General features: G+C 69.0%; 20 protein-coding genes. 5 read left to right on the forward strand and 15 right to left on the reverse strand.

All coding sequences use genetic code 11. The features are described 5' to 3' along the window. Positions 1-7: 7 nt before the first annotated feature. Genes M2352_RS19040 through M2352_RS19055 form a run of 4 tightly spaced genes read right to left on the reverse strand, consistent with a single transcriptional unit; the run spans position 8 to position 3,496 of the window. Complete coding sequence (locus M2352_RS19040) at positions 8-700, reverse strand: hypothetical protein (RefSeq protein ID WP_264666078.1); 693 nt, start codon at positions 698-700, stop codon at positions 8-10. A gap of 18 nt (positions 701-718) precedes the next feature. After that, the gene (gene larB / locus M2352_RS19045) at positions 719-1,396 is read right to left on the reverse strand and encodes a nickel pincer cofactor biosynthesis protein LarB (RefSeq protein ID WP_264666079.1); all 678 of its coding nucleotides are present in this window, start codon (positions 1,394-1,396) and stop codon (positions 719-721) included. Further along, positions 1,393-2,193: an adenine nucleotide alpha-hydrolase family protein gene (locus tag M2352_RS19050; protein ID WP_264666080.1), complete on the reverse strand. Its 801-nt coding sequence runs from the start codon at positions 2,191-2,193 to the stop codon at positions 1,393-1,395. The genes larB and M2352_RS19050 overlap by 4 nt, the downstream gene beginning before the upstream one ends. Then, positions 2,180-3,496 carry a LarC family nickel insertion protein gene (locus M2352_RS19055; protein WP_264666081.1) on the reverse strand — a complete coding sequence of 439 codons (1,317 nt, stop codon included), beginning with the start codon at positions 3,494-3,496 and terminating at the stop codon, positions 2,180-2,182. Before M2352_RS19055 ends, M2352_RS19050 begins: the two co-directional genes overlap by 14 nt. 194 nt (positions 3,497-3,690) lie before the next feature. On the opposite strand from M2352_RS19055, the gene M2352_RS19060 reads away from it, so the two are divergent. From M2352_RS19060 to M2352_RS19075, 4 genes are all read left to right on the forward strand, one after another. Continuing rightward, complete coding sequence (locus M2352_RS19060; RefSeq protein ID WP_264666082.1) at positions 3,691-5,160, forward strand: CHAT domain-containing protein; 1,470 nt, start codon at positions 3,691-3,693, stop codon at positions 5,158-5,160. Between the two features lie 222 nt (positions 5,161-5,382). Next, the gene (locus M2352_RS19065) at positions 5,383-7,767 is read left to right on the forward strand and encodes a flagellar hook-basal body complex protein (protein ID WP_264666083.1); all 2,385 of its coding nucleotides are present in this window, start codon (positions 5,383-5,385) and stop codon (positions 7,765-7,767) included. A 92-nt stretch (positions 7,768-7,859) separates the two neighbouring features. Then, entirely contained in the window at positions 7,860-9,269 is a 1,410-nt protein-coding gene (gene flgK, locus M2352_RS19070; RefSeq protein WP_264666084.1) for a flagellar hook-associated protein FlgK, read from the forward strand. Then, positions 9,266-11,314 (forward strand): hypothetical protein, encoded by a 2,049-nt coding sequence (locus tag M2352_RS19075; protein WP_264666085.1) that lies wholly within the window; start codon positions 9,266-9,268, stop codon positions 11,312-11,314. Before flgK ends, M2352_RS19075 begins: the two co-directional genes overlap by 4 nt. Before the next feature lie 26 nt (positions 11,315-11,340). Here the strand turns inward: M2352_RS19075 and M2352_RS19080 are convergent, their stop codons facing one another. The 7 genes from M2352_RS19080 to lptF form a co-directional block, all read right to left on the reverse strand. Next, the gene (locus M2352_RS19080; RefSeq protein ID WP_264666086.1) at positions 11,341-12,330 is read right to left on the reverse strand and encodes a response regulator; all 990 of its coding nucleotides are present in this window, start codon (positions 12,328-12,330) and stop codon (positions 11,341-11,343) included. 94 nt (positions 12,331-12,424) lie between these two features. Further along, positions 12,425-14,638 carry an ATP-binding protein gene (locus tag M2352_RS19085; RefSeq protein ID WP_264666087.1) on the reverse strand — a complete coding sequence of 738 codons (2,214 nt, stop codon included), beginning with the start codon at positions 14,636-14,638 and terminating at the stop codon, positions 12,425-12,427. Then, on the reverse strand, positions 14,638-15,159 hold the full coding sequence (locus tag M2352_RS19090; RefSeq protein WP_264666088.1) for a molybdopterin-dependent oxidoreductase: 522 nt from the start codon (positions 15,157-15,159) through the stop codon (positions 14,638-14,640). The genes M2352_RS19085 and M2352_RS19090 overlap by 1 nt, the downstream gene beginning before the upstream one ends. A 46-nt stretch (positions 15,160-15,205) precedes the next feature. Then, positions 15,206-15,694: a hypothetical protein gene (locus M2352_RS19095; RefSeq protein WP_264666089.1), complete on the reverse strand. Its 489-nt coding sequence runs from the start codon at positions 15,692-15,694 to the stop codon at positions 15,206-15,208. A 513-nt stretch (positions 15,695-16,207) separates the two neighbouring features. Then, a complete protein-coding gene (locus M2352_RS19100) occupies positions 16,208-16,735 on the reverse strand; it encodes a flagellar biosynthesis regulator FlaF (protein WP_264666090.1) in 528 nt (175 codons plus the stop codon). A gap of 106 nt (positions 16,736-16,841) precedes the next feature. Continuing rightward, positions 16,842-17,846: a glycosyltransferase family 9 protein gene (locus M2352_RS19105; protein WP_264666091.1), complete on the reverse strand. Its 1,005-nt coding sequence runs from the start codon at positions 17,844-17,846 to the stop codon at positions 16,842-16,844. 19 nt (positions 17,847-17,865) lie between these two features. Then, a complete protein-coding gene (gene lptF, locus M2352_RS19110; protein ID WP_264666092.1) occupies positions 17,866-18,978 on the reverse strand; it encodes an LPS export ABC transporter permease LptF in 1,113 nt (370 codons plus the stop codon). A 130-nt stretch (positions 18,979-19,108) separates the two neighbouring features. On the opposite strand from lptF, the gene M2352_RS19115 reads away from it, so the two are divergent. Continuing rightward, positions 19,109-19,858: a glycosyltransferase family 2 protein gene (locus M2352_RS19115; protein WP_264666093.1), complete on the forward strand. Its 750-nt coding sequence runs from the start codon at positions 19,109-19,111 to the stop codon at positions 19,856-19,858. A gap of 9 nt (positions 19,859-19,867) precedes the next feature. Here the strand turns inward: M2352_RS19115 and rlmH are convergent, their stop codons facing one another. Genes rlmH through M2352_RS19135 form a run of 4 tightly spaced genes read right to left on the reverse strand, consistent with a single transcriptional unit; the run spans position 19,868 to position 22,743 of the window. Then, positions 19,868-20,326: a 23S rRNA (pseudouridine(1915)-N(3))-methyltransferase RlmH gene (gene rlmH / locus M2352_RS19120; RefSeq protein ID WP_264666094.1), complete on the reverse strand. Its 459-nt coding sequence runs from the start codon at positions 20,324-20,326 to the stop codon at positions 19,868-19,870. Continuing rightward, positions 20,323-20,781, reverse strand: coding sequence for a ribosome silencing factor (rsfS, locus tag M2352_RS19125; protein WP_319802052.1), 459 nt, complete (start codon positions 20,779-20,781; stop codon positions 20,323-20,325). Before rsfS ends, rlmH begins: the two co-directional genes overlap by 4 nt. A 25-nt stretch (positions 20,782-20,806) precedes the next feature. Next, positions 20,807-21,448 carry a nicotinate-nucleotide adenylyltransferase gene (locus tag M2352_RS19130; protein ID WP_264666095.1) on the reverse strand — a complete coding sequence of 214 codons (642 nt, stop codon included), beginning with the start codon at positions 21,446-21,448 and terminating at the stop codon, positions 20,807-20,809. A gap of 14 nt (positions 21,449-21,462) precedes the next feature. Then, complete coding sequence (locus M2352_RS19135) at positions 21,463-22,743, reverse strand: glutamate-5-semialdehyde dehydrogenase (protein WP_264666096.1); 1,281 nt, start codon at positions 22,741-22,743, stop codon at positions 21,463-21,465. Positions 22,744-22,909: the final 166 nt, after the last annotated feature.

Raw genomic sequence — 22,909 nt, forward strand, 5'->3', positions numbered from 1 at the left:
CCCCGCGTCAGGACAGAGCCAGAGCCAGCACCAGCCCCACGGCCAGCACCGCCGCCGAGGGCACGGCGACGGCGGCTTCGGTCAGAGCCATGCGGCCCGTGCGCTTCATCACGGTGGCGGCGGCGGCGTTGACGGCGGTGTGCGCCAGCGCCGCCGGAACCGCCAGCCACGGATTCCACGCGATCCACAGCGACAGCCCCACGTGCAGCCCGGTCACCGACAGCCGTTCCAGCCCGCCCCACGCGGGATGGGCGGCGGCGGCCTTTCCCTGGGCGGCCAGATGCGCACGGGCCTTGTCCCCCTGGTCGCCGGGGCTGCGCAGCACCCGCCCCGACACCAGCCCGCCCACGAAGAGCGCCAGCGCCTCGCCCAGCGCCCAGCCCAGCCCCAGCCACAGGGCGGTGCGCAGATCCCCGCCCCACAGCCACAGGGCGGCCAGCCGGCACGCCTCCTCCACCGGGCCGGAGGCGAGAAGCAGCACGAGCCCCAGCCGCTCCGGGGCCAGGCCGGCGGCCCGCCCGGCCAGCGCCACGGGCGCGCGCAGCACCATGGCCGCCAGCCACCCCGCCGCGCCCACGGCCAGGGCGGTCAGGTGCGGCGCCGGCCCCAGCGCGGCAACGGCCAGCGCCACCGCCAGCGGCGACAGGATCAGATGGACGGGGACGGCGGGGGGAAGCGGCACGGGGGGTGTCTCGTCCATCACGCTCTCCTGCGTCGCTCACGGCAGCGGGCGCACCGCCCGCAGGGCGGCCACCGCCGCGCCATAGCCGTTGTCGATGTTCACCGCCACGATCCCCGGCGCGCACGACGCCAGCACCGCCGCCAGGGCGGTTTCGCCGTTGCGGGCCACGCCGTAGCCGGTGGAGGTGGGCAGCGCGATCAGCACCCCCGGCACCAGCCCGCCCAGCACCGTGGGCAGGGCGGCGTCCATGCCGGCGGCGGCGATGACCACCCGGTGAGCGGCGATCTCCTCCACCCGTTCCAGCAGCCGCCACAGCCCGGCGACGCCGACGTCGAAGATCATGGTGGGGGCCACGCCGTTGAAACGCAAGGTGCGCTCCGCCTCCCGCGCCGCCGGGGCGTCGGATGTGCCGGCGGCGACCACCGCCACCACACCGCCCCGCCCCGCCGCCGGAGCCCCGCCGAAAAAGGCGGTGCGCGACACCGGATCATAGTCCAGCCCACCGCGGTGCCGGTCCGGCAGGGCGGCGTGAGCCTCCACCGACAGGCGGGTCAGCAGGAACCGGGCCTGCCGCTCCGCCGCCGCGTCCAGGATGGCGGCCAGTTGCCCGGCGCTCTTGCCGGCGCAGAAGATCGCCTCCCCCACCCCCACCCGTTCGCCGCGGGCGAAGTCCAGGCGGATTTCATCGGCGGCACGCGCATCGGCGGGGGTCATGGCCGCACCACCCGCTTGTCGCCGACGAAGGCCGATCCGCGGCGGTAGGGGGACACGCGGATGTCCATCCCCGCCGCCGCCGGGTGCGCCCGGCGCAGGGCGGCGGCCAGGGCATCGCCGCCGATGCGGGCCAGATCCGTCTCGCCCAGTTCGATCTCCAGCCCGCCGGGGCGCACGCGGCAGCGGACCACCGCGGCGCCGTGCTCGGCGGCCAGCCAACCTTCCACCCGCTCCACCAGGGCCAGGGACGCGGGCGTGATGGGCAGGCCGGTTTCCACCCGGCTGGACAGGCAGGGGGATGCCGGAAGCTCCGCCACCTCCCCCAGCCCCAGCGCGCGGGCCAGGGCCCGCACCGCCGCCTTGTCCATGCCGGCCTCGATGAAGGGATGGCGCACCCCGTGATCCGCCGCCGCCGCCAGACCGGGGCGGTAATCGCCCAGATCGTCCAGATTGGCCCCCGACAGCACCGTGCCGCCGCCGCCCAGCCCGGCCAGCCGTTCGTACAGGTTGGTCTTGCAATAGAAGCAGCGGTTGACCGGGTTCGCCAGATAGCGGGCATCGGAAAATTCCCCCGCCTCCACCACCGACAGGTGCCAGCCCTGATCGCCGGCCAGGGCGCGGACGCGGGCGGTCGCCGCCTGCGGCACGGCGGGGGACACGGCGTGGGCCATGCGCACCCCGCCCAGGGTACGGTGGGCGAAACTGGCCAGCGTCAGGGAATCCACCCCGCCCGACACGGCCACCAGCGGGTCGCGGCACCCGCCCAGAACGGTGCGCAGGGCCTCATGCATCGGCATCGGGTGCCTCCGTCTCGTCCACCGCGGCCAGGGCCGCCCGCTCCGCCGCCGCCCGCCGCCGGGCGCGGTGACCGGCCCCGGCGATGCCGGCCAGGGCATCCATTTCCACCTTGGCGGTCACGGCACCACCGGGGCGCCGGGCCACCTTCACCGGCACGCCGCCGACGTCGGTGGCCGCCCGCGGCAGCACCGACCGGACCGCCCGGTGGCAGCGCACGCCCAGGGTGGTGGTTTCCGCCAGCGCCAGGGATTCCGCCGCCGCCGCCGTGTCCGGGCGGGCCAGGATCTGCACCGCGGCCCCCATGCGCCCCTTCTTGCCGAACACCGGCCATTGGCACACGTCGAGCACACCGGGCAGGGCGCGGATGCGGTCCAGGGCCACCGCCAGATCCTCCCCCGTCTGGTCGTCCACCTCGAACCGCAGGACACTCACCGCGTCCTCCCCGCCGGACGGGGCGGCGGCGGGCTGGGCGGCGGCGAACAGCAGCGCGCGCAGGATGTTGGGCCGGCGCTTCAGCCGCCGGGTGCCGAACCCGGTGCCGGCGGACAGCAGCCGCCGCGGGGCCGGGGCCGGGGCCTGCGACGGTTTCAGCCACGCCAGGATCGCCGCCCCGGTGGGGGTGATCCGTTCCCCCGTCTCGTCGTCGTCGGACAGGTCGAAGCCGGCCAGCAGCCGGGCGGTGGCCGGAGCTGGAACCGGCAGGATGCCGTGGGCGGTGGTGACCAGCCCCGACCCGCGCGGCAGCGGCCCCGCCGTCCACGCCACCGGCCCCAGCGCCGCGATCAGCGCCGCCGCCGCCACGATGTCCACCAGGGAATCGATGGCCCCCACCTCGTGAAAGGCCACGTCGTCGGGGGATACGCCATGCACCGCTGCTTCCGCCTCGGCCAGGCGGGTGAAGATGCCCACCGCATGCTCCCGCACCGCCGGCATCAGCGGCGCCGCCACCAGCCGCGCCCGGATGACGTGCCACGGGGTGTGCCCATGGTCATGGTCATGGTCATGGTCGTGATGATGGTGATGATCATGGTCATGATGACCATGACCGTGGTGATGGTGGTGGCCGGTCCGGGAAGGCCCCTCATCCACATGGAAGCGTGTGCCGGTCAGCACGCCGTCGTTGACGTCCTCGGTCCGCACATCCACCGCGGCGGGAAGGCCCAGCGCCGCGACCGCGGCGGCCACCGCCGGCCACAGGCCGGGCCGGGCGTTCAGAAGGGCCGCCGCGAACATATCACCGGCAACACCGCCGACAGCATCCAAATGAATGCTCTGAATATCGGAATAGATCTGTTGGTCCATGCCCAAAATCCATCACATTTTAAATGTGAAAATGTTGCGAATACTATGAACGAAGCAATCGAAGGGAGGAAGCGCAAAGATCGCCCCGCCCAAGACATGCGTCGTTCCGGGCCTCTTCCCCGCGGAAGGGCTGCGGTGCAGCCCCCGTGCGAAGCCGTCTTTCCCTTCCCGCCGGGCCGGTATAGACAAGGGGGATGGCGACCCTTTCCGACCTTCTGAACGCGGCGGTCACAGCCCATATGGCCGGCGACGGCGACCGGGCCGGGCGGCTGTACCGCCGGGCGCTGGCGCTGGCCCCCGATGCGGCCACGGCGCTGCACCTGCTGGGCACGCTGGCCGCCCAGGGCGGGCAATCCGGCCCGGCGGCGGCGTGGCTGGCCCGCGCCCTGCGGGTGGAGCCGGCGGCCCCGGCGGTGTGGGCGCATCTGGGCGGGGTGCGGCTGGCGGCGGGGGATGACGCCGGGGCCGCGGCGGCCCTGCTGCGCGCCCTGGCGCTGGAGCCGGACCAGCCCGACGCCGCGGTCAATCTGGGCCTCGCCTGCCATGCCGGCCACGATCTGGAGGCCGCCACCCGCTGGCTGTGGCGCGCCCACCGGCTGCGGCCCGGCCACCGGGACAGCCTGCTCGACCTGGGGCTGGTGCTGCGCGACCGGCAGATGTTCCCCGGCGCCGAAGCCTGCTTCGCCGCCCTGGCCGCCGCCGACGGCACCGACCGCGAGGCCCACATGGCCCTGGCGCTCAGCCGGCTGGTGCAGGGGGATCTGGCCGCCGGCTGGACCGGGTTCGAGCAGCGGTGGAAACGCATTCCCGCCCCGCCCTGGACGGCGGACCAGCCGTTGCCGGCAGGCGGAACCCTGCTGCTGCACGCCGAACAGGGGTTCGGCGACACCATCCAGTTCGTCCGCTACGTCCCCGATGCGGTGGCGCTGGCCGCCCGCCACGGCGCGCGGGTGGTGCTGGAGGTGCACCCGCACCTGATCCGCCTGCTGCGCACCCTGCCGGTTCCAGCCGGCGCCCTGGCCATCGTGCCGCGGGGCGACACGCCGCCGCCCTTCGACGCCCACTGCCCGCTGATGAGCCTGCCGCGGGCCTTTGCCACCCGCCGGGTGGCGGACATTCCCGCCCCCGTCCCCTATCTGTCCGCCGATCCGGCGGAGGCGGCGGCGTGGACGGCGCGGCTGGACGACGGCAGCGGGCGGCTGCGGGTCGGGCTGGTGTGGGCGGGCAACCCCGGCCACCGCAACGACCGCAACCGTTCCCTGCCCCTGGGCGCGCTCGATCCGCTGCTGGACGTGGCGGGGGTGCGGCTGTTCAGCCTGCAGACCGGCCCGGCCCGCACCGCCCTGCCCCCCCGCTGGGCCGCCCGGCTGGAAGACCCGATGGACGCGGTGGCAGATTTTGCCGGCACCGCCGCCCTGCTGGCCGGGCTGGACCTCCTCGTCACCGTGGATACCGCACCGCTGCATCTGGCCGGCGCCCTGGGCCGCCCGGCGTGGCTGCTGCTGCCCCACGCCCCCGACTGGCGCTGGTTCCTGGGCCGGGCCGACACGCCCTGGTACCCCACCGTCCGGCTGTTCCGCCAGGACCGTGCCGGCGCCTGGCCGCGGGTGGGGCAGGCGGTGGCCCGCTACCTGCGCCGCGCCCTGGAACGCCGGGGCGGCTGACACCCCAAAGAGGCAGCGCTTTCCCCATGCCGGTGCCCGGATGGGGGGTGCGCTAGGCGAAACTTTCCGGTCTGGGGGGAAATTTTGGTCCTGATCCCTGCCCTATTTTCCGATATCTAGCTGATAATAAACGATTTTATGCCAATCCATAAAATTGGCACCGTCTTTGCTTATGTCATGGGCAACAAACACTTTCTGCCCCTTGCGTGGAGTTCCACGGCCATGAGCATCTTCGGTTCGCTGACCACCGCGGTCCTCGGTCTGACGGCGCAGTCGCGCTCTCTCGGCCACATCTCGGACAACATCGCGAACTCCTCGACGGTGGGGTACAAGCGGGTCAACACCGCGTTCGAAACGCTGGTGCTGCAATCCAATTCCCGCATCCATTCCCCGGGCGGCGTGATCGCGCAGCCGGTGTTCATGAACAACGTCCAGGGCAACCTGACGCAGGTTCAGACGCCGACCAACATCGCCATCCAGGGGCAGGGCTTCTTCAGCGTGACCAAGGTGGAGGCCGCAAGCTCCGCCGCGCTGAACAAGGTGGTGCAGACCCAGACCGGCACGCTAAGCGCCGGGGCCAGCTACTACACCCGCCAGGGCGACTTCGAGCTGGACAAGAACCGCTATCTGGTCAACAGCTCGGGCTATGCGCTCAACGGCTGGGCGGTGGACGACGTGACCGGCGAGCTGCGCAAGGACATCATCAAGCCGATCCAGGTGTCGTCGCTGATCGACAAGCCGTCGCCCACCAACAACATCGACCTGTCGGCCAACCTGCCGGCCACGCCCACGGGCAAGATTCCGACCCAGCAGATCCAGATCTTCGACGCGCAGGGCAACCAGCGCGCCGTCAATCTGGACTGGCGCCAGGACGGTGCCAACGGCTGGCGCCTGGCCATCAGCGCGCCGGGGTCGAGCACGCTGCCGGTGGACGGCTCGTTCGCCGGGGCGCCCGCGACCATCTCGTTCGGCCAGAACGTGCCCGGCGTGACGCCGATCGCCCAGATCAACTCGGTCACCATCAGCGGCCAGACCACCAACGGTCAGGACAATCTGCGCATCGGCGAAACCTATGCGGTGACGCTGGACAACACCACCTACAGTGTGAAGATCACGGCCGACAACATCGGGCAGCTCCGCACCTTCTCGGGCGTGGCCGGGTCGCTGGCCAACCAGATCAATTCGGCCACCCCGGCGGCACCGGTGATGGCGACGGTGACCGGCTCCACCATCCGCATGGTCGCCCGCACCGCCGGCACCGGGTTCAAGGTCGCCCAGACGGTCAGCCAGGGCACGGTGACCAACAACACCGTCCTCGGCCCGGTGACCACCGACGCCAGCACCACCGCCGGCCAGACCCAGCGCATCACCTTCCCCCAGACCGCCATCGACGTGGGCGACGTCTATTCGGTGCGCGTGCGCAACAACGGCGTGGACCACACGGTCAACGTGACGGTGACGGCGGCGGCCTATGCCACCTATGCCAACATCTCCGGTGTGGCGCAGGAACTGGCCAACCGCATCAACGCCATCAGCGGGCTGAACGTCACCGCGGCGTCCTCGGGCGGCGTGCTGACCATTCAGGACAAGGTGGCGGGCGACAACCTCGACGCCAGTTGCTCGGCGGGGGTGACCAACTCCTCGGCGGCGGCCAACACCATCGCCGGGTCGTTCTCCCAGACCAACGTGTCGGGCATCCGCCAGCAGCGCACCGTCACCCTGACCGGTGCCGTGGGCGACGTGGGCACCGTCTACACGCTGAACGTCAACGGCACCCCGGTGTCGTACACCACCACCGGCCAAGAGCTGAGCATGGAGGAAATTTCGGCGGCGATGGCGAACACCATCAACTCCAACACCTCCCTGCCGGTCACGGCGTCGTCCCAGGGCGGCGTCATCACGCTGGTGGCCAAGAAACCATCGGGCGACGCGGCCGACCAGTTCACGCTGGAGCAATCGACGGTGACCGGCCAGACACCGGCCTATATCGGTCTGACCTTCGGCACGGCCAAGGACAACACCGCGCTGCTGACAGGCATCAGCACCGCATTGGTCGGCAACGGCACCGCGGTCAGTTCCCCCAACCAGAACGCCGGTGACGCCGCCACCTTGACCTTCACCGTCAACTACGGCTTCGGCAACCAGACGGTCAACCTGAACCTCGGCAAGTTCCAGCGCCAGGGCGGCCTGTCGCAGTACGCCGGCAACAGCATGACGGTGGGCACCTTCGTGCAGGACGGTGCCGGCCGCGGACAGTTCAAGGAAGTGGTGTTCGGCGACAGCGGCAACGTGCTGGTCAACTATGACAACGGCCGCAGCAAGGTGATCGCCCGCGTGCCCATCGTCACCTTCAACAACCCCAACGCCATGCAGCGCGAAGCGGGGGGCGTGTTCATCGAAACCGACGAAACCGGCAAGCCGAACTTCAACGACCCCGAAACCAACGGCGCCGGTGCGGTGGTGGCGAGCAGCGTGGAAAGCTCCAACGTGGACATCGCCGACGAATTCACCAAGCTGATCGTGACCCAGCGCAGCTATTCCGCCAACACCAAGATCGTCACGACCACCGACGAGATGCTTCAGGAAGTCCTGAACATCAAGCGGTAACGCGCCTCGGACGGTACCGGCATTAAGCGCCCGGCGGGGACCGTGTTCCCCGCACGCCCGCGGCGTGCCCAAAAATCGAAAGGTTCCCGGCCATGTCCCTCTTCAGCGCCCTGAACAGCGCCACCGCCAGCCTTCGCACGGTTCAGTCGCAGGTGAAGGTGGTTTCGGACAACGTGGCCCGGTCCGACGACCCCAGCCGCACCCGCCACACCCTGGAACAGAAGGTCGATCGCAGCGGCCAGGTTCTGACCGCCGAATACCGGCGCGAGGTCGATGCCGCCCTGCGTTCCCAGGTCCAGGATCTGACCGCCCGCACGGCCACATACGACACCCAGAACACCTATATGCAGAAGCTGGGCGACCTGATGCGGACGACCAACGGCAGCCCGCTGCTGAACCAGTACGCCAACGCCTTCGACACGGCGATGAAGACGCTCGCCACCTCGCCCGAGGACGAGACCGCGCAGCAGGAATTCCTGCGCGCCGGCGACACCCTGGCCCGCGAAGTCAAGCGCGTGTCCCAGGGCGTCGAAGACCTCAACCGTGAGATGCAGAAGGACACCACCGATTCCGTCACCCAGCTCAACGACCTGCTGAAACAGGTGGACCGCATCAACAAGGATATGGTCTCGCTGCAAGGCTACGGCGATTCCGCCAACGTGGTCGCCGACAAGCGCGATGCCCTGGTCAAGCAGATCAGCGAACTGGTCTCGGTGCGCACGGTGGAGCGGCAGGACGGGCGCCTGGCCATTTTTACCTCCTCCGGCCTGTCACTTTTGGACGCCGAACCGGCAAATCTTACCTATGACGGCAACAACCTCGTGGTGACGAACGAGGGGCAGTCCATGACCGTCAACGATCATTTCACCGACGGCAAGCTGAGCGCGCTGCAGAACATGCGCTACGACGGCTCGGCCAAGGATCCCCCCAGCCTGGCCAGCAGCGACCCCACCAAGGAGGTCATCCGCAAGCTGCGCTCGCAGCTCGACACCTATGCCCAGGCCTTCACCGGCGCCACCAAAGAGGGCGAGGCCACCAGCTTTGCCGACGCCTACAACAACGCCAGCCCCGTGAAGGACGGCGAGCAGAACTTCTATTTCTTCACCGGGACCGACCGTTTCAGCATCGCCGTCAACCCCAAGTTGATGAGCGGCGAAATGAAGATTAAGGAATCGGCCATTCCCGACATGGCGAAAGCCATGAACGCAACCGGAAGAAGCATGACGTCCGATGGGCTGAAGCTGAGCAACACCAGCTATTCCGGCATGGCCAGCTCGCTCACCGGGGTGTGGATGTCCACCGCCGGCACGGTTTCGACCAACCTGGCGGCCAGCAAGGAATCCCGCGACCTGCTGGAGGAACGCTACGTCAACAACACCGGCGTGAACATCGACGAGGAGATCGCCAACCTCCAACAGTTGCAGACGTCCTACGCCGCTTCGGCACGGGTTATGCAAGTGGCCAACAGTATGTTTGACGCGTTGGAGCGCATCGTCGGATGAGCACGATCACACAAGCCGGCAGCTATGCCCGCTACATGAGCCTGGTCCGCACGCTGTCCGACGGGCAGAAGAAGGTGGACACCCTGACCACACAGATGAACACCAACGTCAAGTCGGTGGATCTGAAGGGGTACGGGGCGGAAACCGAAAAGCTGCTCGCCCTGCGTGCCGAACTGGTCAAGCGCAAGACCTATTCCGATTCGATCGACACCGCCACCACGCGGCTGAAGACCACGGATCTGGTCCTGACCAATCTGGAAAAGCTGACCACCGATTGGCAGTCGAACGCACTGATGCCGACCGAGCCGGGCAAGCCGCTGGTCTCGGGGCAGAACGACATCAACCCCGACGCCCTGAAGGTCACGCTCAACACCGACACCTCGAAGCTGACCCAGAACGCGACCTACACCGTCACGTCGGTCCCGTCCAAGAACGGGCCGAACGGCACCTACGACATCACCATCACCGACGGCCTGGGCGGCAAGAGCACCCGCACGCTCAACCTGAACACGGTGCCGCCGGACGACGGCAAGGGCTACAACTTCACCATGGGCGGCGGTCCGGGCGAAGGCGCTGTGCTGAACATCACCTTCGACAAGCTGAACGCCGCGTCCACCAGCTCATTCGACGTGTCGTGGCCCCAGGCGAACCAGACGCTGGAGCGGCTGAACGGCGCCATGCGCGACATCCGCCAGTATCTGAACGAACAGGTGGGCGACCGCTACCTGTTCGCCGGCTCCCGCTACACAACCCAGCCGGTGGCCGACCTGAACCTGGCCAAGCAGGTGACCAAGGTCACGCTGGACGGATCGTCGGTGGACAAGGACGATTACTTCCAACTGGATATCGACGGGCAGACCTTCTCGGTGGTGATCGGGCCCAACGACCCCCGCACCGTGACCTATGTGGCCCAGGCGCTGACCAGCCAGATCAATTCCGCCAACCCGGCCATTCCGCTGTCGGTCACCACCAACAACGGCATCATCACCATGATCGGCCAGCAGGTCGGGCGGGAATTCAACATCCGCTCGTCGGTGGTCAACGCCGCCCAGGTGGACAACTCCGTCGATCCGGTCTCCACCCTCACCCCCCCCACCACCACCGCGCCGCAGATGGACCGCTTCACGCTGCGCGGGGATAACGTGGACATCGGCGACACGTTCGAATTCACGGTCGCCGTCGGCAACCCGGCCGACCCGTACAACGCCAAATACTACACCGATCATCCGGGTGAACCGACGGATCTGCCGCTGTACAAGGAGTACACCGTCAAATACACGGTGACGGCGGATGATTTCTCCAAGGGCACCACCAACGTCGGCGCCGTGGCCGACCGGCTGCGCGAACAGTTCGGCAAGATGGACCCCAAACCGCCGGTCACCCTGGACGTGATGGGCAGCGGGCCCGGCATCTCCATCACCGGCAACACCCCGCTCGACCCCAACCATCCGGGCCTGTCCACCCAGTTCAGCACCACGGCGAAGGTGACCAACGGGTCCGTGCGCAACACCATGACGGTGAAGAACCTGCCGCCCGAGCCGGACCCGCTTACCGAGGCGACCATCGTCCGCAACCCCGACCTGCCGTTCTATGACAGCGAATACCTGAGCAAGCGCACCAACAACAAGGCGTGGGACAAGACCGCGGTCACCGCGGACGACGACTACAGCATCGATTACGGCGTCACCTCCACCGACCCGTCGATTCAGAAGCTGGTTTCGGCCTTCCGCATGGCCAAGGCGGCGGTGTCCAACCCCGGCAAGTACAAGGAATACGCCGAGCAGGCGCTGAGCATGATGGCCGATGCCAAGGAATCGCTGCGCTCGGTCCATGCCAAGGTGGCGTCCGATCTCGCCACCCTGACCACCAAGAAGGACGAGCACACCGAGCTGTCCAACAGCGCCACCGATCAGGTCGCCCGCATCGAAGGCATCGATCAGACCGAAGTGGCCGCCCGCCTGCGCACCTCCATGAACGCGCTGGAAGCCGCCTATACCGTCGCCGGCCAGACGCAAAAGATGTCGCTTCTGAATTATCTGGCGTAACGGCGGGATACCGGGACGGCCCGCCGTCAGCGCGGCTTCGCCCGGGCCATATCCTCGATCCGGGCAGCCAGTTCCTCGGCCACGCGGGTCTGATCGGGGGTCTGGCGGGCGTTCAGCATGGCGCGCAGGGCCAGCAGGTGCAGCCGCATCAGCCCCAGGTCACCGGACAGGCTCCCCCCCTCGGTCAGGATCCGCTGCAGCGACACCACCACGCGCTCCGCCGACGGCGGCAGGGAAGCCATCCCCGCCTGCCGCAGTTGCTGGAGCGGGATGATCATGCCCAACAGCACATCCGCCGTGCGGTCGAAGGACGTCAGCACGGTGTCGATCATCTCGCCCAGGGTGCGGCGGGCGGTCTCCTCCGTCTCCTCGGCGCCGGGAAGGGTGCGGGCGATCAGGGACAGCGCCCCCTCCTTCTGGCGGCGTGCCTGCTGAACGGCCGCCTCGTCCCCCGACACCCGCGCCAGCAGCAGATTGTCGGGCTGCACCAGGATCACGCCCTTTTCCCCCGAGCGGGCGAACCGGCGGTCCACCGCCACCGGGCGGCTCGTGCGGCGGCGGTCGGGACCACGGTAGCCGGGGGAAATGACGAAGGGCCGCTGCCGGTTCACCACATCCAGCAACCGTTCGACGATGCGGGCGGGCGACACCGGCTTGACCAGGAAATCGGTCACCCCGGCGTTGCGCCCGATGGTGACGTGCTCGTGCGATCCATGGGCGGTCAGCATCACCACCGGCAGGGCCGGGTCGGGGGACGCGGGATGGGTGCGGATCTTGTGCACCAGTTCCAGCCCGCAGCCGTTGGGCATTTCCCAATCGGTGAACACGATGTCGGGGGACAGGGTGCGGATGATCTGGAACGCCTCGTCCACCGACCCGGCCTCGCTGACGCGCTCCAGCCCCAGATGCCGCAGAATGCTGCGCACCATGGAACGGATGTGCGCCACGTCGTCCACGATCAGGACGTGAAGGCAACGGTAGCCTTGCGGGATGGTGATGGAGGCTTTGTGGCGCACGGTCGAAGCGGTCCCGGAACCAGGGCGGGTATCGGCAGGTACCCTATCTAGAGCGATGCCATGAAAGACAAGTGGACGGCGGGGCGGCCCCGGCTCAGCCGTCCAGCACACGCAGCGCCTCCAGCGTCCGGCTCAGCACGGCGTCCAGCCCGCCGGCCAGCGCGGCGCCGTCGCGGGGGCCGCTTTCCTCAATCATGCGGGCGGTGACGGCCAGCCGCTGGGCGCCGATGTTGATGGCCATGCCCTTGAGCGCGTGGGCCGGACGGCGGTGCGGTTCGCCGGCGGCAAGGGCGGAGAGGATGGCCGCGATCTCCACGCGCGCCTGCTCGGCGAAGGCGGCGACCGTATCCTGCCAGCCGTCGGGGCCGATCACCATGCACATGGTTTCCGCCTGATCCCGGTCCAGCAGCCCGTCATCCACCCACGGCTCCACCACGGCGGAAACCGCATGATCCGCGACCGGGACGGCCGGGGCCGGGGTAGGAGGGGCCGCCGCCGTCTCGCCGTCAGGGGTGGTGGGCGCGAAGCGGGCCACCGCCTCCAGCAACGCCGGGCGGCGGATCGGCTTGGGCAGGTAATCGTTCATTCCCGCCGCCAGATAATGGTCGCGGTCGGACGCGATGGTGTTGGCGGTGACCGCGATGATGGGCACCCGCCCGGCGGCACCACCCAGCCGGCGGATGGCGACGGCGGCATCGCAGCCGTCCATCACCGGCATCTGGATGTCCATCAGCACCAGATCGGGCGGATCGCGGGACACGGAGGCGACCGCCTCCCGCCCGTCGCCGGCAAAGGCGATGGTGTGCCCCTCCTTGCGCAGCAGCGCTCCCAGCAGGGTGCGGTTGGTGGCCACGTCATCCACCACCAGGATCCGCATGGGCGGGGTCCGCGCCGACGCCGGGGTGGGATCGGCGGCGGAAACGGGCGGCGGTGTATCCCGCAGGGTGCAGCGGACGTGAAAGGTGAAGATGCTGCCGACACCGGGCGTGCTGGTGACGCCGATGCCGCCGCCCATCAGCTCGCACAGCTCGCGGGAAATGGCCAGCCCCAGCCCGCTGCCCCCGAACCGCCGGGTGGAGGAATCGTCCACCTGGGAAAAACGCTGGAACAGCAGCGCCTGCTGTTCGGGGGGAATGCCGATGCCGGTGTCGGTGACCGACGCCGCCAGCATCACCGCACCGCCGTCGGCGGGCCGGGTGGACACCTGGACCGTGATGGTGCCGGCGGTGGTGAACTTCACCGCATTGCCCACCAGATTGACCAGGATCTGCCGGATGCGCATGGCGTCGCCGCGCAGCCAGCGGGCGGCGTCGGGGGCGATGTGGTGTTCGATGATGGTGCCGGATTCCGACGCCCGCGGCGCGAACAGCTTGACCACATCCTCGGTCAGTTCGGCCAGGTCGAAATCCTCGTCCTCGATCTCCAGCCGCCGGGCTTCCAGCTTGGAATAGTCGAGAACGTCGTTGACCAGCGTCAGCAGGTTTTCCGCCGACCGCAGGGCCAGCCCCACATATTCCTTTTGCCCCGAATCCAGCCGCGTGTCGTTCAGCAGGGTCAGCAGCCCGATCACCCCGTTCATCGGCGTGCGGATCTCGTGGCTGATGTTGGCCAGGAACATGGATTTGGCGCGGTTGGCGCTGTCGGCTTCCACCCGCGCCTGCTCCAGGGTGCGGGCCATGACCGACAGGTTGTCGTGGGACCGGCGGATGGCCAGGATCTGCCACACGGCCAGCCCGCCGAAGCTGAGGATCAGCACCCCCTGGAGCACCGTGGCCGCCAGGGTCACGGCCTGCAGGTTCTTCAGCTCTTCCCACCGGCGGCCGCTGTGGTCGGCGCTCCACCCGTTCAGGCCCAGCAGCATCGCCTGATACTCGGGCATCAGCCCGTCCAGCCGCGCCTTCACCGCCGCGGAAGCCGCGGGACTGAGCCCGCCGTCGGCGGCGATGGCGTCGTCGGTCTGGCGGATGAAGGCCCGCGTGGTGGCCAGCGCATCCTCGTAGAACCGCTGGCCGCCGAACATGTTGCGGTAGATGCCGTTGTCGATGACGGTCATCCGGCTGGCGAAGATCTCGTACCGCTGCTGAACCTCCTTCAGCCGGGCGGGATCGCCGCCGGCCTCCGCCAGCAGCATGCGCAGGCGCATGTACTCGTTGTTGAGCTGGTAGAAGGACCAGACCAGATTGTCCTGTCCCAGGGACGCCACCTGACGGGTCTTGGCCATCAGGTGCACCTGCACCCCGATCATCCCGGCAATGGACACCAGCAGGGCCGCCGCCACGGCGGCAAGGATGAATTTGCTGCGTTTCATCAGGGATTCAGGGCGATGCGGGTAATCTGCCAGATCGCGCGGTAATACCAGAGGTCGTTCTGGATCGCCGGCGTGTCGTCAAAGGGAAAAATCAGCCAGTACGGGCCGCGGGTGCGCAAGGAAAGCGGCTGGCCGTTCTGGCGATAGGCCAGGATGGGCTTCAGCCGTTCGATATCGGCCAGCGCGATCCGCACCGTGTAATCGTCCGCGGCGCCCAGGACCACGGTCCCCCCGCTGCCGGCGGGAAGAACACCCGCCAGCTTCAGCACCTCGGTCAGGGAGGGGCCGTCGAAATCGCTCGCCTCCGACCATGGCGTGGCCGTGCGGATGCGCAGGGCCGGCAGCGCTTCGATTTCGGCGGACGACAGGGTGCGGGCGGCAGCCCCGCCGGGCTGGGCCACCACGATGCCGGCGGATTGCGCCGGGGCCGGGCCGGACGGTGCGGCCACCGCCAGCAGGCACAGCGCAAACCACGCGAAAGGCCGCAACGCAAGCCGCCATATCCGCAGGCCGATGGGCATCGGGAGCATCCTTTGGGTCGTCACAGGATCGGAATTCCCGGCGGGGTCAGCGGACGGCGATCTTGGCCACCTGCCACACGGCGCGGCTGTAGAATTTCTCCTGTTTCAGGTCCGTGCGGCTGTCGAACGGATAGATGACGAACAGCGGCCCCTTGTCGCGCACCGAAAACGGCTTTCCGTCGATCCGCGACGCCAGGACGACGCCATAGAGGTCGAGATCCTCCGCCGGGATCTCCACGCTGTAATCATTGAGCGCGGAGATCTTGAGCGTGGTGCCCGTAACCCCCGCCTGCTGCAGAACCGTGCGCAAAAGCGGGCCGGAAAAGGTCCGCGGGCCGTCGTACCACGGGGTGGTGGTGGTGACCGCGGTTTGCGGCAGGCCGTCCAGCGCCGCCATGTCGAACGCGGCGGATGTGCCGCCGGGGCCGCTGACCGTCAGCACGGTATCCGCCGCCCGCGCGTCACCGGGCACCGCCATGCCCACGGCCAGAGCCAGGGCCGACATCAGCAAGAACAGGAAGACACGACGCTGCATGAACAACCCTTTCGTATCGTGGGCGCGTCATTATCGGTCCGCATGGCGTCACAATATTTCGCCCTTTAATGGAAACATTGCGTGTGTTTCCGTGCTTTCCAGAGAAATATATGGTGCGGTTTCCCGTTTGTCGATGCGCTTGCGCACGCCCTTCATGGCACGGAAACCAACCATAGCGCCGCGTGGGCCGGCGGCACCCGTGGCCCTGACCCTTTTTGATTTTATATTTTGTTAGAAAACGAAAAAAACATCCTCAACGGCCTGGACCGCAACGGCCATAAGGGGAATTGGCGGCCGCGGCGGCACGGATACCGGCCTCTCTCTGGTGCAGGACAACGGCGGTGACGGCACCGCCGGCGCCGCCGACGTGCGGCTGATGACCATCTTCGCCCAGACGGCCCTGAACGGCAACGGCATCATTTTCCGCTCACCGGCCCGCCACAGACGAAAAGGCCATCCTCCTTGCGGAGGGTGGCCTTTGCGCGGGTGGCTGTGGAAAAGCCGGAACAGAGGTCAGATGGAGATGCGCAAGCCTTCCCGCGGAACCTGGGCCGGTTCGGCGGCAGCGGGGCGCGGGGCCGCGGCCTGACCATAACCGCCGGCGGCCGGGCGCATGGCCGGCGGCACCGGGGCCGCACCCGGCGGCGGGGCCGCGGCAACGCCGGGCTGGGCCGCGGCGGGGGCGCCGATCTTCTGCGACAGGCCGCCGGCCACGTTGCGGTTGATGTTGATCAGCGTATCCAGCCTGGTCACGTCCTGGTCGGCCAGACGGGCCATGGTTTCCCGGTCCACCATCAGCGACAGCGCCGCGATGTTGGTCCGCATGTCCTGGGGCATGGGACAATCCGGCTCGCTGATCGCGGCCTGGAAAATGGTCCACAAACGCTGATTGAGCAAAAGCGCGGCCTGGAACGCTTCCCAGTCGTCGGGATTGCGGCTGGCGTCAACCAGCCGCCGGGCCGCCTCCGACAGAGCCCAGGCTTCCACATCGCGGGCGTCGTCGGAAACGGGCTTGCTTACATATTTCGGAGTCGGCTTCATTCCACACCCTCAAGGGTCAGTCGGAAGGTCACAGAGACACAAGGGTTCCCGGACGCAAGTGATCCTGGCCAACAGAGGTTAATTTTCTGCTATTCCCCCACCCATGTCAAACCTCATGTGGATTATGGTTTAACATGGAAACAGGGGCCGGCACGGCGCCGCCCGCGTCCCGCAACAGCGATACCGCCGCTTCTTCCACGTTCGAAACGGCGATTCCCTGCATCAGCGGAATGGGGGCCAGACCCGCGGCCTTCAACCGGGCCAGCAGCGCATCGCGGGGAATGCTGCCGGTCACCACCCGCGCCCGCGGCCCCCAGGGGGCGTAACGTTCAGGATAGCCCGGCCCGAACAGGCCCAGCGTCGGTGTTCCCACCGCCGCTGCGATGTGCATCAGACCGGAATCGTTCCCGATATAGAGTGCCGCCCGCTCCAGACAAGCCGCCGCGGCCAGCGGATCGGTGCGCCCGGTCAGATCGACCCCCGCCGGCCCCAGCGCGGCCAGAACCGGGCGGGCGCGCTCGGCCTCCGCCCCGCCGGCGGCCAGCACCGCCACCCGCCCGCCGGCCAGGGGCCCGCCCGCGGCGGTCAGGGTGCGGGCCACAGCGGCGAAACGGTCCGCCGGCCATTCCTTGGACAGCCAGTTGGCGGTCGGGCCCAGCGCCAGCAGCGGGGCGCCATCGGACGGCAGCAGCCGGTCCGCCACCGACCGCGCCTCGGCGTCGATCCACAGGCCGGGAGCCGGCGGCGGGCTCAGGCCCAGCACCGCGGCCAGTTCCTCCACCTTGTGCACCATGCCGGCGGCGGGGTGGAAGATGCTGCGCCGCGCCGCCCACACCAGCCGGCTGACGGCGGAGTTGCGCAGGTCGATGACCCAATCCCAGCGGACGCCCACGCTGGCCCGCCACAGCGCCAGCCAGTGACGGGCCAGCGGCTGCTTGCGCAGCACTGCCACCCGGTCCAGCCCCGGCACCGCGCGGAACAGGGGGGCGGCCACCGGCCCGCAGGCGATGGTCACCCGCGCCCGCGGGTGGGTGGCGATCACGTGGCGCAGCAGGCCGGTGGACAGCACCGCATCGCCGATGCGGTTGGAGGTGATGAACAGAACACGCACGATGAAACCGCCTTACCCCTTATCCGCGCACCGCCCGGTGGATGCGGCCGCGCAGCAGGACCATCAGCCCCCCGGCCAGCACCACCATCGGCATGGCGTACATCAGCGGAATGACCGCCGGGTTGCGCCCGGCCAGGCTGGTCAGGCCGATGGCCGACGCCTGGACCACCACCACCATCACCATCGCCACGGCCACCCGCCCGCTCTGGCCGCGGCGGTTGAACTCGCCCGACAGCATGGACGCCAGGGCCAGCATCGTGAAGGCCACCGACAGCAGGGGCGCGCTGAACCGCTGGTGCAGTTCCGCCGTCAGGTTGCCCAGCAGCCGGGTGTTGGCCTGGACGTCGGGCGGGGGGTGCAGCAGCTCGTCGGTGCTGCGTTCGCGCGCGTCGGCCTGCCGCGGGCCGCCGGAGCCGGACGAGCTGGCGTAGATCTTCAGCTCGATGGCGTAGCTTTCGAAATAAAGCTGGGACAGCTTGCGGGTGGTCTCGTCCATTTCCTGGCGGTTGCCGTCGAAGACGACGAAACGCATGCCCTCGGCGGTGGGGATGATGGCGGCGCGGCGGCCCAGGATCGACACCGGCTTGTGCGCCACCCGCGCATCATGGATCAGGATGCCGGTGAAGGTGCCGTCGCTGTCGCGCTCGCGCACATAGATGCTGAGCCGGTCGCTCACGTCGTTGAACACGCCCTCGCGGATGAAAAGCTGGGAATAGTCGTTGCGCACCGCGTATTCCAGCCGCGCCAGTTCCCGGTGCGCCGCCGGGGTCAGCCACACGTTCAGCAGCCCGACGATGCCGCCGACGATCAGCGCCAGCACGATGGCGGGCCGCGCCAGCGCCAGCGGCCCCATGCCGGCGGACCGCATCACCACCAGCTCGCTGTCGGTGTTGAGCTTGTTGTAGGTGAACATCACCCCCGCCACCAGGGCGATGGGCAGCACCAGCCCCAGAAAGGTCGGCACCGTCAGCAGCAAAAGCCACAGGAACACGCTGATGGGCGCCCCCGCCTCCACCACCATTTCGATCAGGCGCAGGGACTGGCTGAGCCAGATGGTGATGGTCAGCCCCGCCGTGGAATAGAGCGTGGCCAGGGCCAGCAGCCGGAAAAGGTACCGTTCAAGTCGCTTCATCACATCAGGGCCGGTTTGCCGCGAACGCGGGTGGAAGCTGACGGCACCGGCCCGTCCGGTCAAGTGTCATCCGCCCCTTTCCCGGCCCAAGCTGCTATGATGCGGCATCTTTCCCATCGAGGTGCCTTTCATGTCTCCCCGCCCGCTCGTCACGATCATCACCCCGACCCGTGGGCGGGAGGCGTTCCTGCCCCTGGCCCACGCTTGCGTGCAGGCCCAGACCTATCCCAACATCCAGTGGGTGGTGTTCGACGACTCACCCCGGCCGTCGCCCTATCTCCAGCCCCGTGCGGCCAAGAACCTGATCTACATCAGCGCTCCCGACCTGTTCGAGGTGGGTGAGAAGCGCAACCTGATGATCGAGCATTCCCACGGCGAGATCATCGTCCATTGCGACGACGACGATTACTATGCCCCGCACTATGTGGAAACCATGGTGAACTGGCTGGAGGAAGGGGCGGATTTCGTCAAGCTGTCGGGCTGGTATCTCTACAGCCGCCCTTTGCGCCGGTTCGGCTATTGGGACACCGCCGCCGGCGGCCCGCATTTCCGCTGGAGCCGGTCGGGCGCCGCCTTCGTCGAGGCCAACACCCCGCCCGACGACGGCAACCGGCTGGGGTACGGCTTCACCTATGCCTACCGCCGGTCCCTGTGGGAAAGCGCCGGCCCCTTCCCCGCCGTCAACGCGCTGGAGGATCTGGCCTTCGCCCGCGCCGCCGCCGCCGCGGGCCGCACCGTCACCCGCCCGGACCAGAGCGGGCTGGCGCTCCACATCCTGCACGACGGCTCCACCAGCCTGTGCCTGCCGCAGCAGGAGCTGCCGCTGGACCGGCTGGACACCATCTTCGGCCCCGCCGTGCGGGCCTACACGGGGGAATAGGCCCGCCCCTCACACCCGGTGGTACGGGTGCCCGGCCAAAATCTGCTGGGCGCGGTAGAGCTGTTCGGTCAGCATGCCGCGCACCAGCATGTGCGGCCACGTCATGGGCCCGAAGGCCATCAGGAAATCGGCACGCCGGCGCACCGCCTCCCCATGGCCATCGGCACCGCCGATGAGAAAGGCGAGGTCGGCCACGCCGGAATCGCGCCACTGGCCGATCTTCTGCGCGAAGGCGGGGCTGTCCAGCGCCCGGCCCCGCTCGTCCAGGGCGACGATGATCGCCCCGGCGGGCACGGCGGCAAGCAGCAGGTCCGCCTCCTGCCGCTTCAGCTCGTCGGACGACAGCCGCTTCTTCACCTCCACCTCGCGCAGGGTGAAAGGCGACGTCAGCCGTCCGGCATAGTCGTCGAACAGATCACGGGCGGGGCCACCGCGCGCACGGCCCACGGCGGCCAGCCACAGCTTCATTCGTCCAGGCCGGCCTCGTCGTCGTCCAGCGCGTCGGCGGACACCGCCGCACCGTTCTCTTCCTCCACCGACGGAGCCGACAGGCCCCACATCTTCTCGATGTTGTAGAAGGCGCGGACCTCGGGACGGAACAGGTGGATGATGATGTCGCCGGCATCCACCAGCACCCAGTCGCACTGGGGCATGCCCTCGATCGACACATCGCCCAGGCCGGTTTCCCGCATCTTGCCGCGCAGACGGTCGGCCATGGCCGCGATGTGGCGGATGTTCCGCCCCGACGCCACGACCATATAGTCTGCGATGCTGGATTTCCCGGCAAGGTCGATGGTGACCACGTGGTCCGCCTGATCGGCGTCCAGAGACTGTTCGATGAGCGCCTTCAGTTCCTGAGGAGCGGGCGCGGGCCGCACCATCGCCGTGGCGGCCTGTGGCAATTGCGTAGTGATGGTTTCCACCTGTCTTATACCAAATGACCCAGCTTTACCCACCGGCCTGTCCCCGGTCCCCGGCGGCCGCACGGGCCGCGCGGATCGCCGTGGCCGAGGCCGGGTGCAACGGGTTCCGCAAAAACGTCCAGGCCGGCGGCTTTCGCCCCGCCAGCCCACGGAATTCCCCGACACCCACCTTCCGGCGGGCAAAACGCCGGGCGGCCTTGCCGCCCAATGCAGCAAGAGAATAGGCCGGACGGGCGAAGACTGCAACGGGGACCGTGCGGAAGATCCGCTCCCACCGCTTCCACCGCGGAATTTGTCCCAGATTGTCCGCCCCCATCAGCCACACGAAGCGGGTGCGCGGATACCGCCGGACCAGCGCGGCCAGCGTGTCGGCGGTGAAGCGGGTGCCGAGATCCCGCTCCACGCAGGTCACCGCGATGCGGGGATGGCGGGCCACGGCGCGGGCCTCACGCAGCCGTTCGGCCAGCGGGGCCATGCCGCGGGCGGGCTTCAGCGGGTTCTGCGGGCTGACCAGCCACCACACCCGGTCCAGCCCCAGCGCCTGGAGGGCATGGAGGCTGATGTGGCGGTGGCCGTCGTGGGCGGGGTTGAACGACCCGCCCAGCAGCCCCACCGACAGGCCCGCGTGCCGCGGCCCCGCCCAGCGGTAATTGCCCCCAACCGGCATCGGGGCCACCGGCATCAGGGCCGGGTCTGGCCCGCGCCGCGCACCACATACTTGTAGGAGGTGAGTTGTTCCGCCCCCACCGGCCCGCGGGCGTGGAACTTGTCGGTGGAGATGCCGATCTCCGCCCCCATGCCGAATTCCCCGCCGTCGGCGAACTGGGTGGAAGCGTTCCACAGCACGATGCCGCTGTCCACCCGCTGCAGGAACCGCTCGGCGGCCTCGGGGCTTTCGGTGACGATGGCGTCGGTGTGGTGGGAGCCGTGGCGGTTCACATGGTCGATCGCCGCGTCCACCCCGTCCACCACGCCGCAGGCGATGATGGCGTCCAGATACTCGGTGTCCCAATCCTCCGGCACCAGGGGCACCACGCGGGAATCGGCCGCCTGCGCCGCCTCGTCCCCGCGCACGGTGCAGCCGGCGTCCAGCAGATCCTTCACCAGCACCGGCAGCGCCGTCCCGGCGATGGCGCGGTCCACCAGCAGCGTTTCCGCCGCCCCGCAGATGGAGGTGCGGCGCATCTTGGCGTTCAGCACCACCGCGCGCGCGCGCTCCAGATCGGCGGCCCCGTCCACATAGACGTGACAGTTGCCGTCCAGATGCTTGATGACCGGCACGCGGCTTTCCTCCGCCACCCGCTGGATCAGGGTCTTGCCGCCGCGGGGCACGATCACGTCGATGCAATCGCGCATGGTCAGCATGTGCCCCACCGCCGCGCGGTCGGTGGTGGGCACGAGCTGCACGCAGGCTTCCGGCAGCCCGGCCTCCCGCAGCCCCTGGGCCAGACAGGCGGCGATGGCGCGGGAGGAATGGAAGCTTTCCGACCCGCCGCGCAGGATGGCGGCGTTGCCCGACTTCAGGCACAGCCCCCCGGCGTCGGCGGTCACGTTGGGCCGGCTTTCATAGATGATGCCGATGACGCCCAGGGGCACGCGCACCCGCTGGATCTTCAGCCCGTTGGGCCGGTCCCACTCGGCCAGCACGCTGCCGATGGGGTCGGGGAAGGCCGCGACATCCTCCAGCCCCTTGGCCATCGCCTCGATGCGGGCGGGGGTGAGCGTCAGGCGGTCGATCATGTTGGCGGCGATGCCGCGGTCCCTGGCGGCCTGCACGTCGGTGTCGTTGGCGGCCTGGATCGCCGCCTGGCCCGCGCGGATGGCGGCGGCGGCGGCGGTCAACGCCCTGTTCTTCTGCGGCGCCGGGGCGTTCGCCAGCACAGCGGCGGCCTCACGGGCGGCGCACCCGATGGCAAGCATCTGATCGTGCAGGGAAACGGCGGTCATCGACAGGGCGGACATGGCGTCAATCTTTCGTGGCAAGTCCAATGGAATCAAGAGCCGGAGACTTTACCCGATCACGGCGCCGGGGGAAAGGCGGCTTCGCCATGGCCCGCGCGGCTCCGCTCCCCCTGGGGGCCCGGTGCCCCCTGCCCCTCTCCGGGAGGCACGCCATGGGCATGAGTTC

Origin of the sequence: Azospirillum fermentarium (assembly GCF_025961205.1) — a bacterium.
In the GTDB taxonomy this organism is placed as follows: domain Bacteria; phylum Pseudomonadota; class Alphaproteobacteria; order Azospirillales; family Azospirillaceae; genus Azospirillum; species Azospirillum fermentarium.

What these genes read in the sequence shown, in the direction of transcription:
- M2352_RS19100 (WP_264666090.1), bottom strand. Translation starts at nt 16,735, where the DNA reads ATGAAGCCGACTCCGAAATATGTAAGCAAGCCCGTTTCCGACGACGCC.
- larB (WP_264666079.1), bottom strand. Translation starts at nt 1,396, where the DNA reads ATGACCCCCGCCGATGCGCGTGCCGCCGATGAAATCCGCCTGGACTTC.
- M2352_RS19130 (WP_264666095.1), bottom strand. Translation starts at nt 21,448, where the DNA reads ATGCCGGTTGGGGGCAATTACCGCTGGGCGGGGCCGCGGCACGCGGGC.
- M2352_RS19090 (WP_264666088.1), bottom strand. Translation starts at nt 15,159, where the DNA reads ATGCCCATCGGCCTGCGGATATGGCGGCTTGCGTTGCGGCCTTTCGCG.
- M2352_RS19135 (WP_264666096.1), bottom strand. Translation starts at nt 22,743, where the DNA reads ATGTCCGCCCTGTCGATGACCGCCGTTTCCCTGCACGATCAGATGCTT.
- M2352_RS19095 (WP_264666089.1), bottom strand. Translation starts at nt 15,694, where the DNA reads ATGCAGCGTCGTGTCTTCCTGTTCTTGCTGATGTCGGCCCTGGCTCTG.
- M2352_RS19115 (WP_264666093.1), top strand. Translation starts at nt 19,109, where the DNA reads ATGTCTCCCCGCCCGCTCGTCACGATCATCACCCCGACCCGTGGGCGG.
- M2352_RS19040 (WP_264666078.1), bottom strand. Translation starts at nt 700, where the DNA reads ATGGACGAGACACCCCCCGTGCCGCTTCCCCCCGCCGTCCCCGTCCAT.
- M2352_RS19060 (WP_264666082.1), top strand. Translation starts at nt 3,691, where the DNA reads ATGGCGACCCTTTCCGACCTTCTGAACGCGGCGGTCACAGCCCATATG.
- lptF (WP_264666092.1), bottom strand. Translation starts at nt 18,978, where the DNA reads ATGAAGCGACTTGAACGGTACCTTTTCCGGCTGCTGGCCCTGGCCACG.
- M2352_RS19050 (WP_264666080.1), bottom strand. Translation starts at nt 2,193, where the DNA reads ATGCCGATGCATGAGGCCCTGCGCACCGTTCTGGGCGGGTGCCGCGAC.
- M2352_RS19055 (WP_264666081.1), bottom strand. Translation starts at nt 3,496, where the DNA reads ATGGACCAACAGATCTATTCCGATATTCAGAGCATTCATTTGGATGCT.
- M2352_RS19075 (WP_264666085.1), top strand. Translation starts at nt 9,266, where the DNA reads ATGAGCACGATCACACAAGCCGGCAGCTATGCCCGCTACATGAGCCTG.
- M2352_RS19085 (WP_264666087.1), bottom strand. Translation starts at nt 14,638, where the DNA reads ATGAAACGCAGCAAATTCATCCTTGCCGCCGTGGCGGCGGCCCTGCTG.
- flgK (WP_264666084.1), top strand. Translation starts at nt 7,860, where the DNA reads ATGTCCCTCTTCAGCGCCCTGAACAGCGCCACCGCCAGCCTTCGCACG.
- M2352_RS19065 (WP_264666083.1), top strand. Translation starts at nt 5,383, where the DNA reads ATGAGCATCTTCGGTTCGCTGACCACCGCGGTCCTCGGTCTGACGGCG.
- rlmH (WP_264666094.1), bottom strand. Translation starts at nt 20,326, where the DNA reads ATGAAGCTGTGGCTGGCCGCCGTGGGCCGTGCGCGCGGTGGCCCCGCC.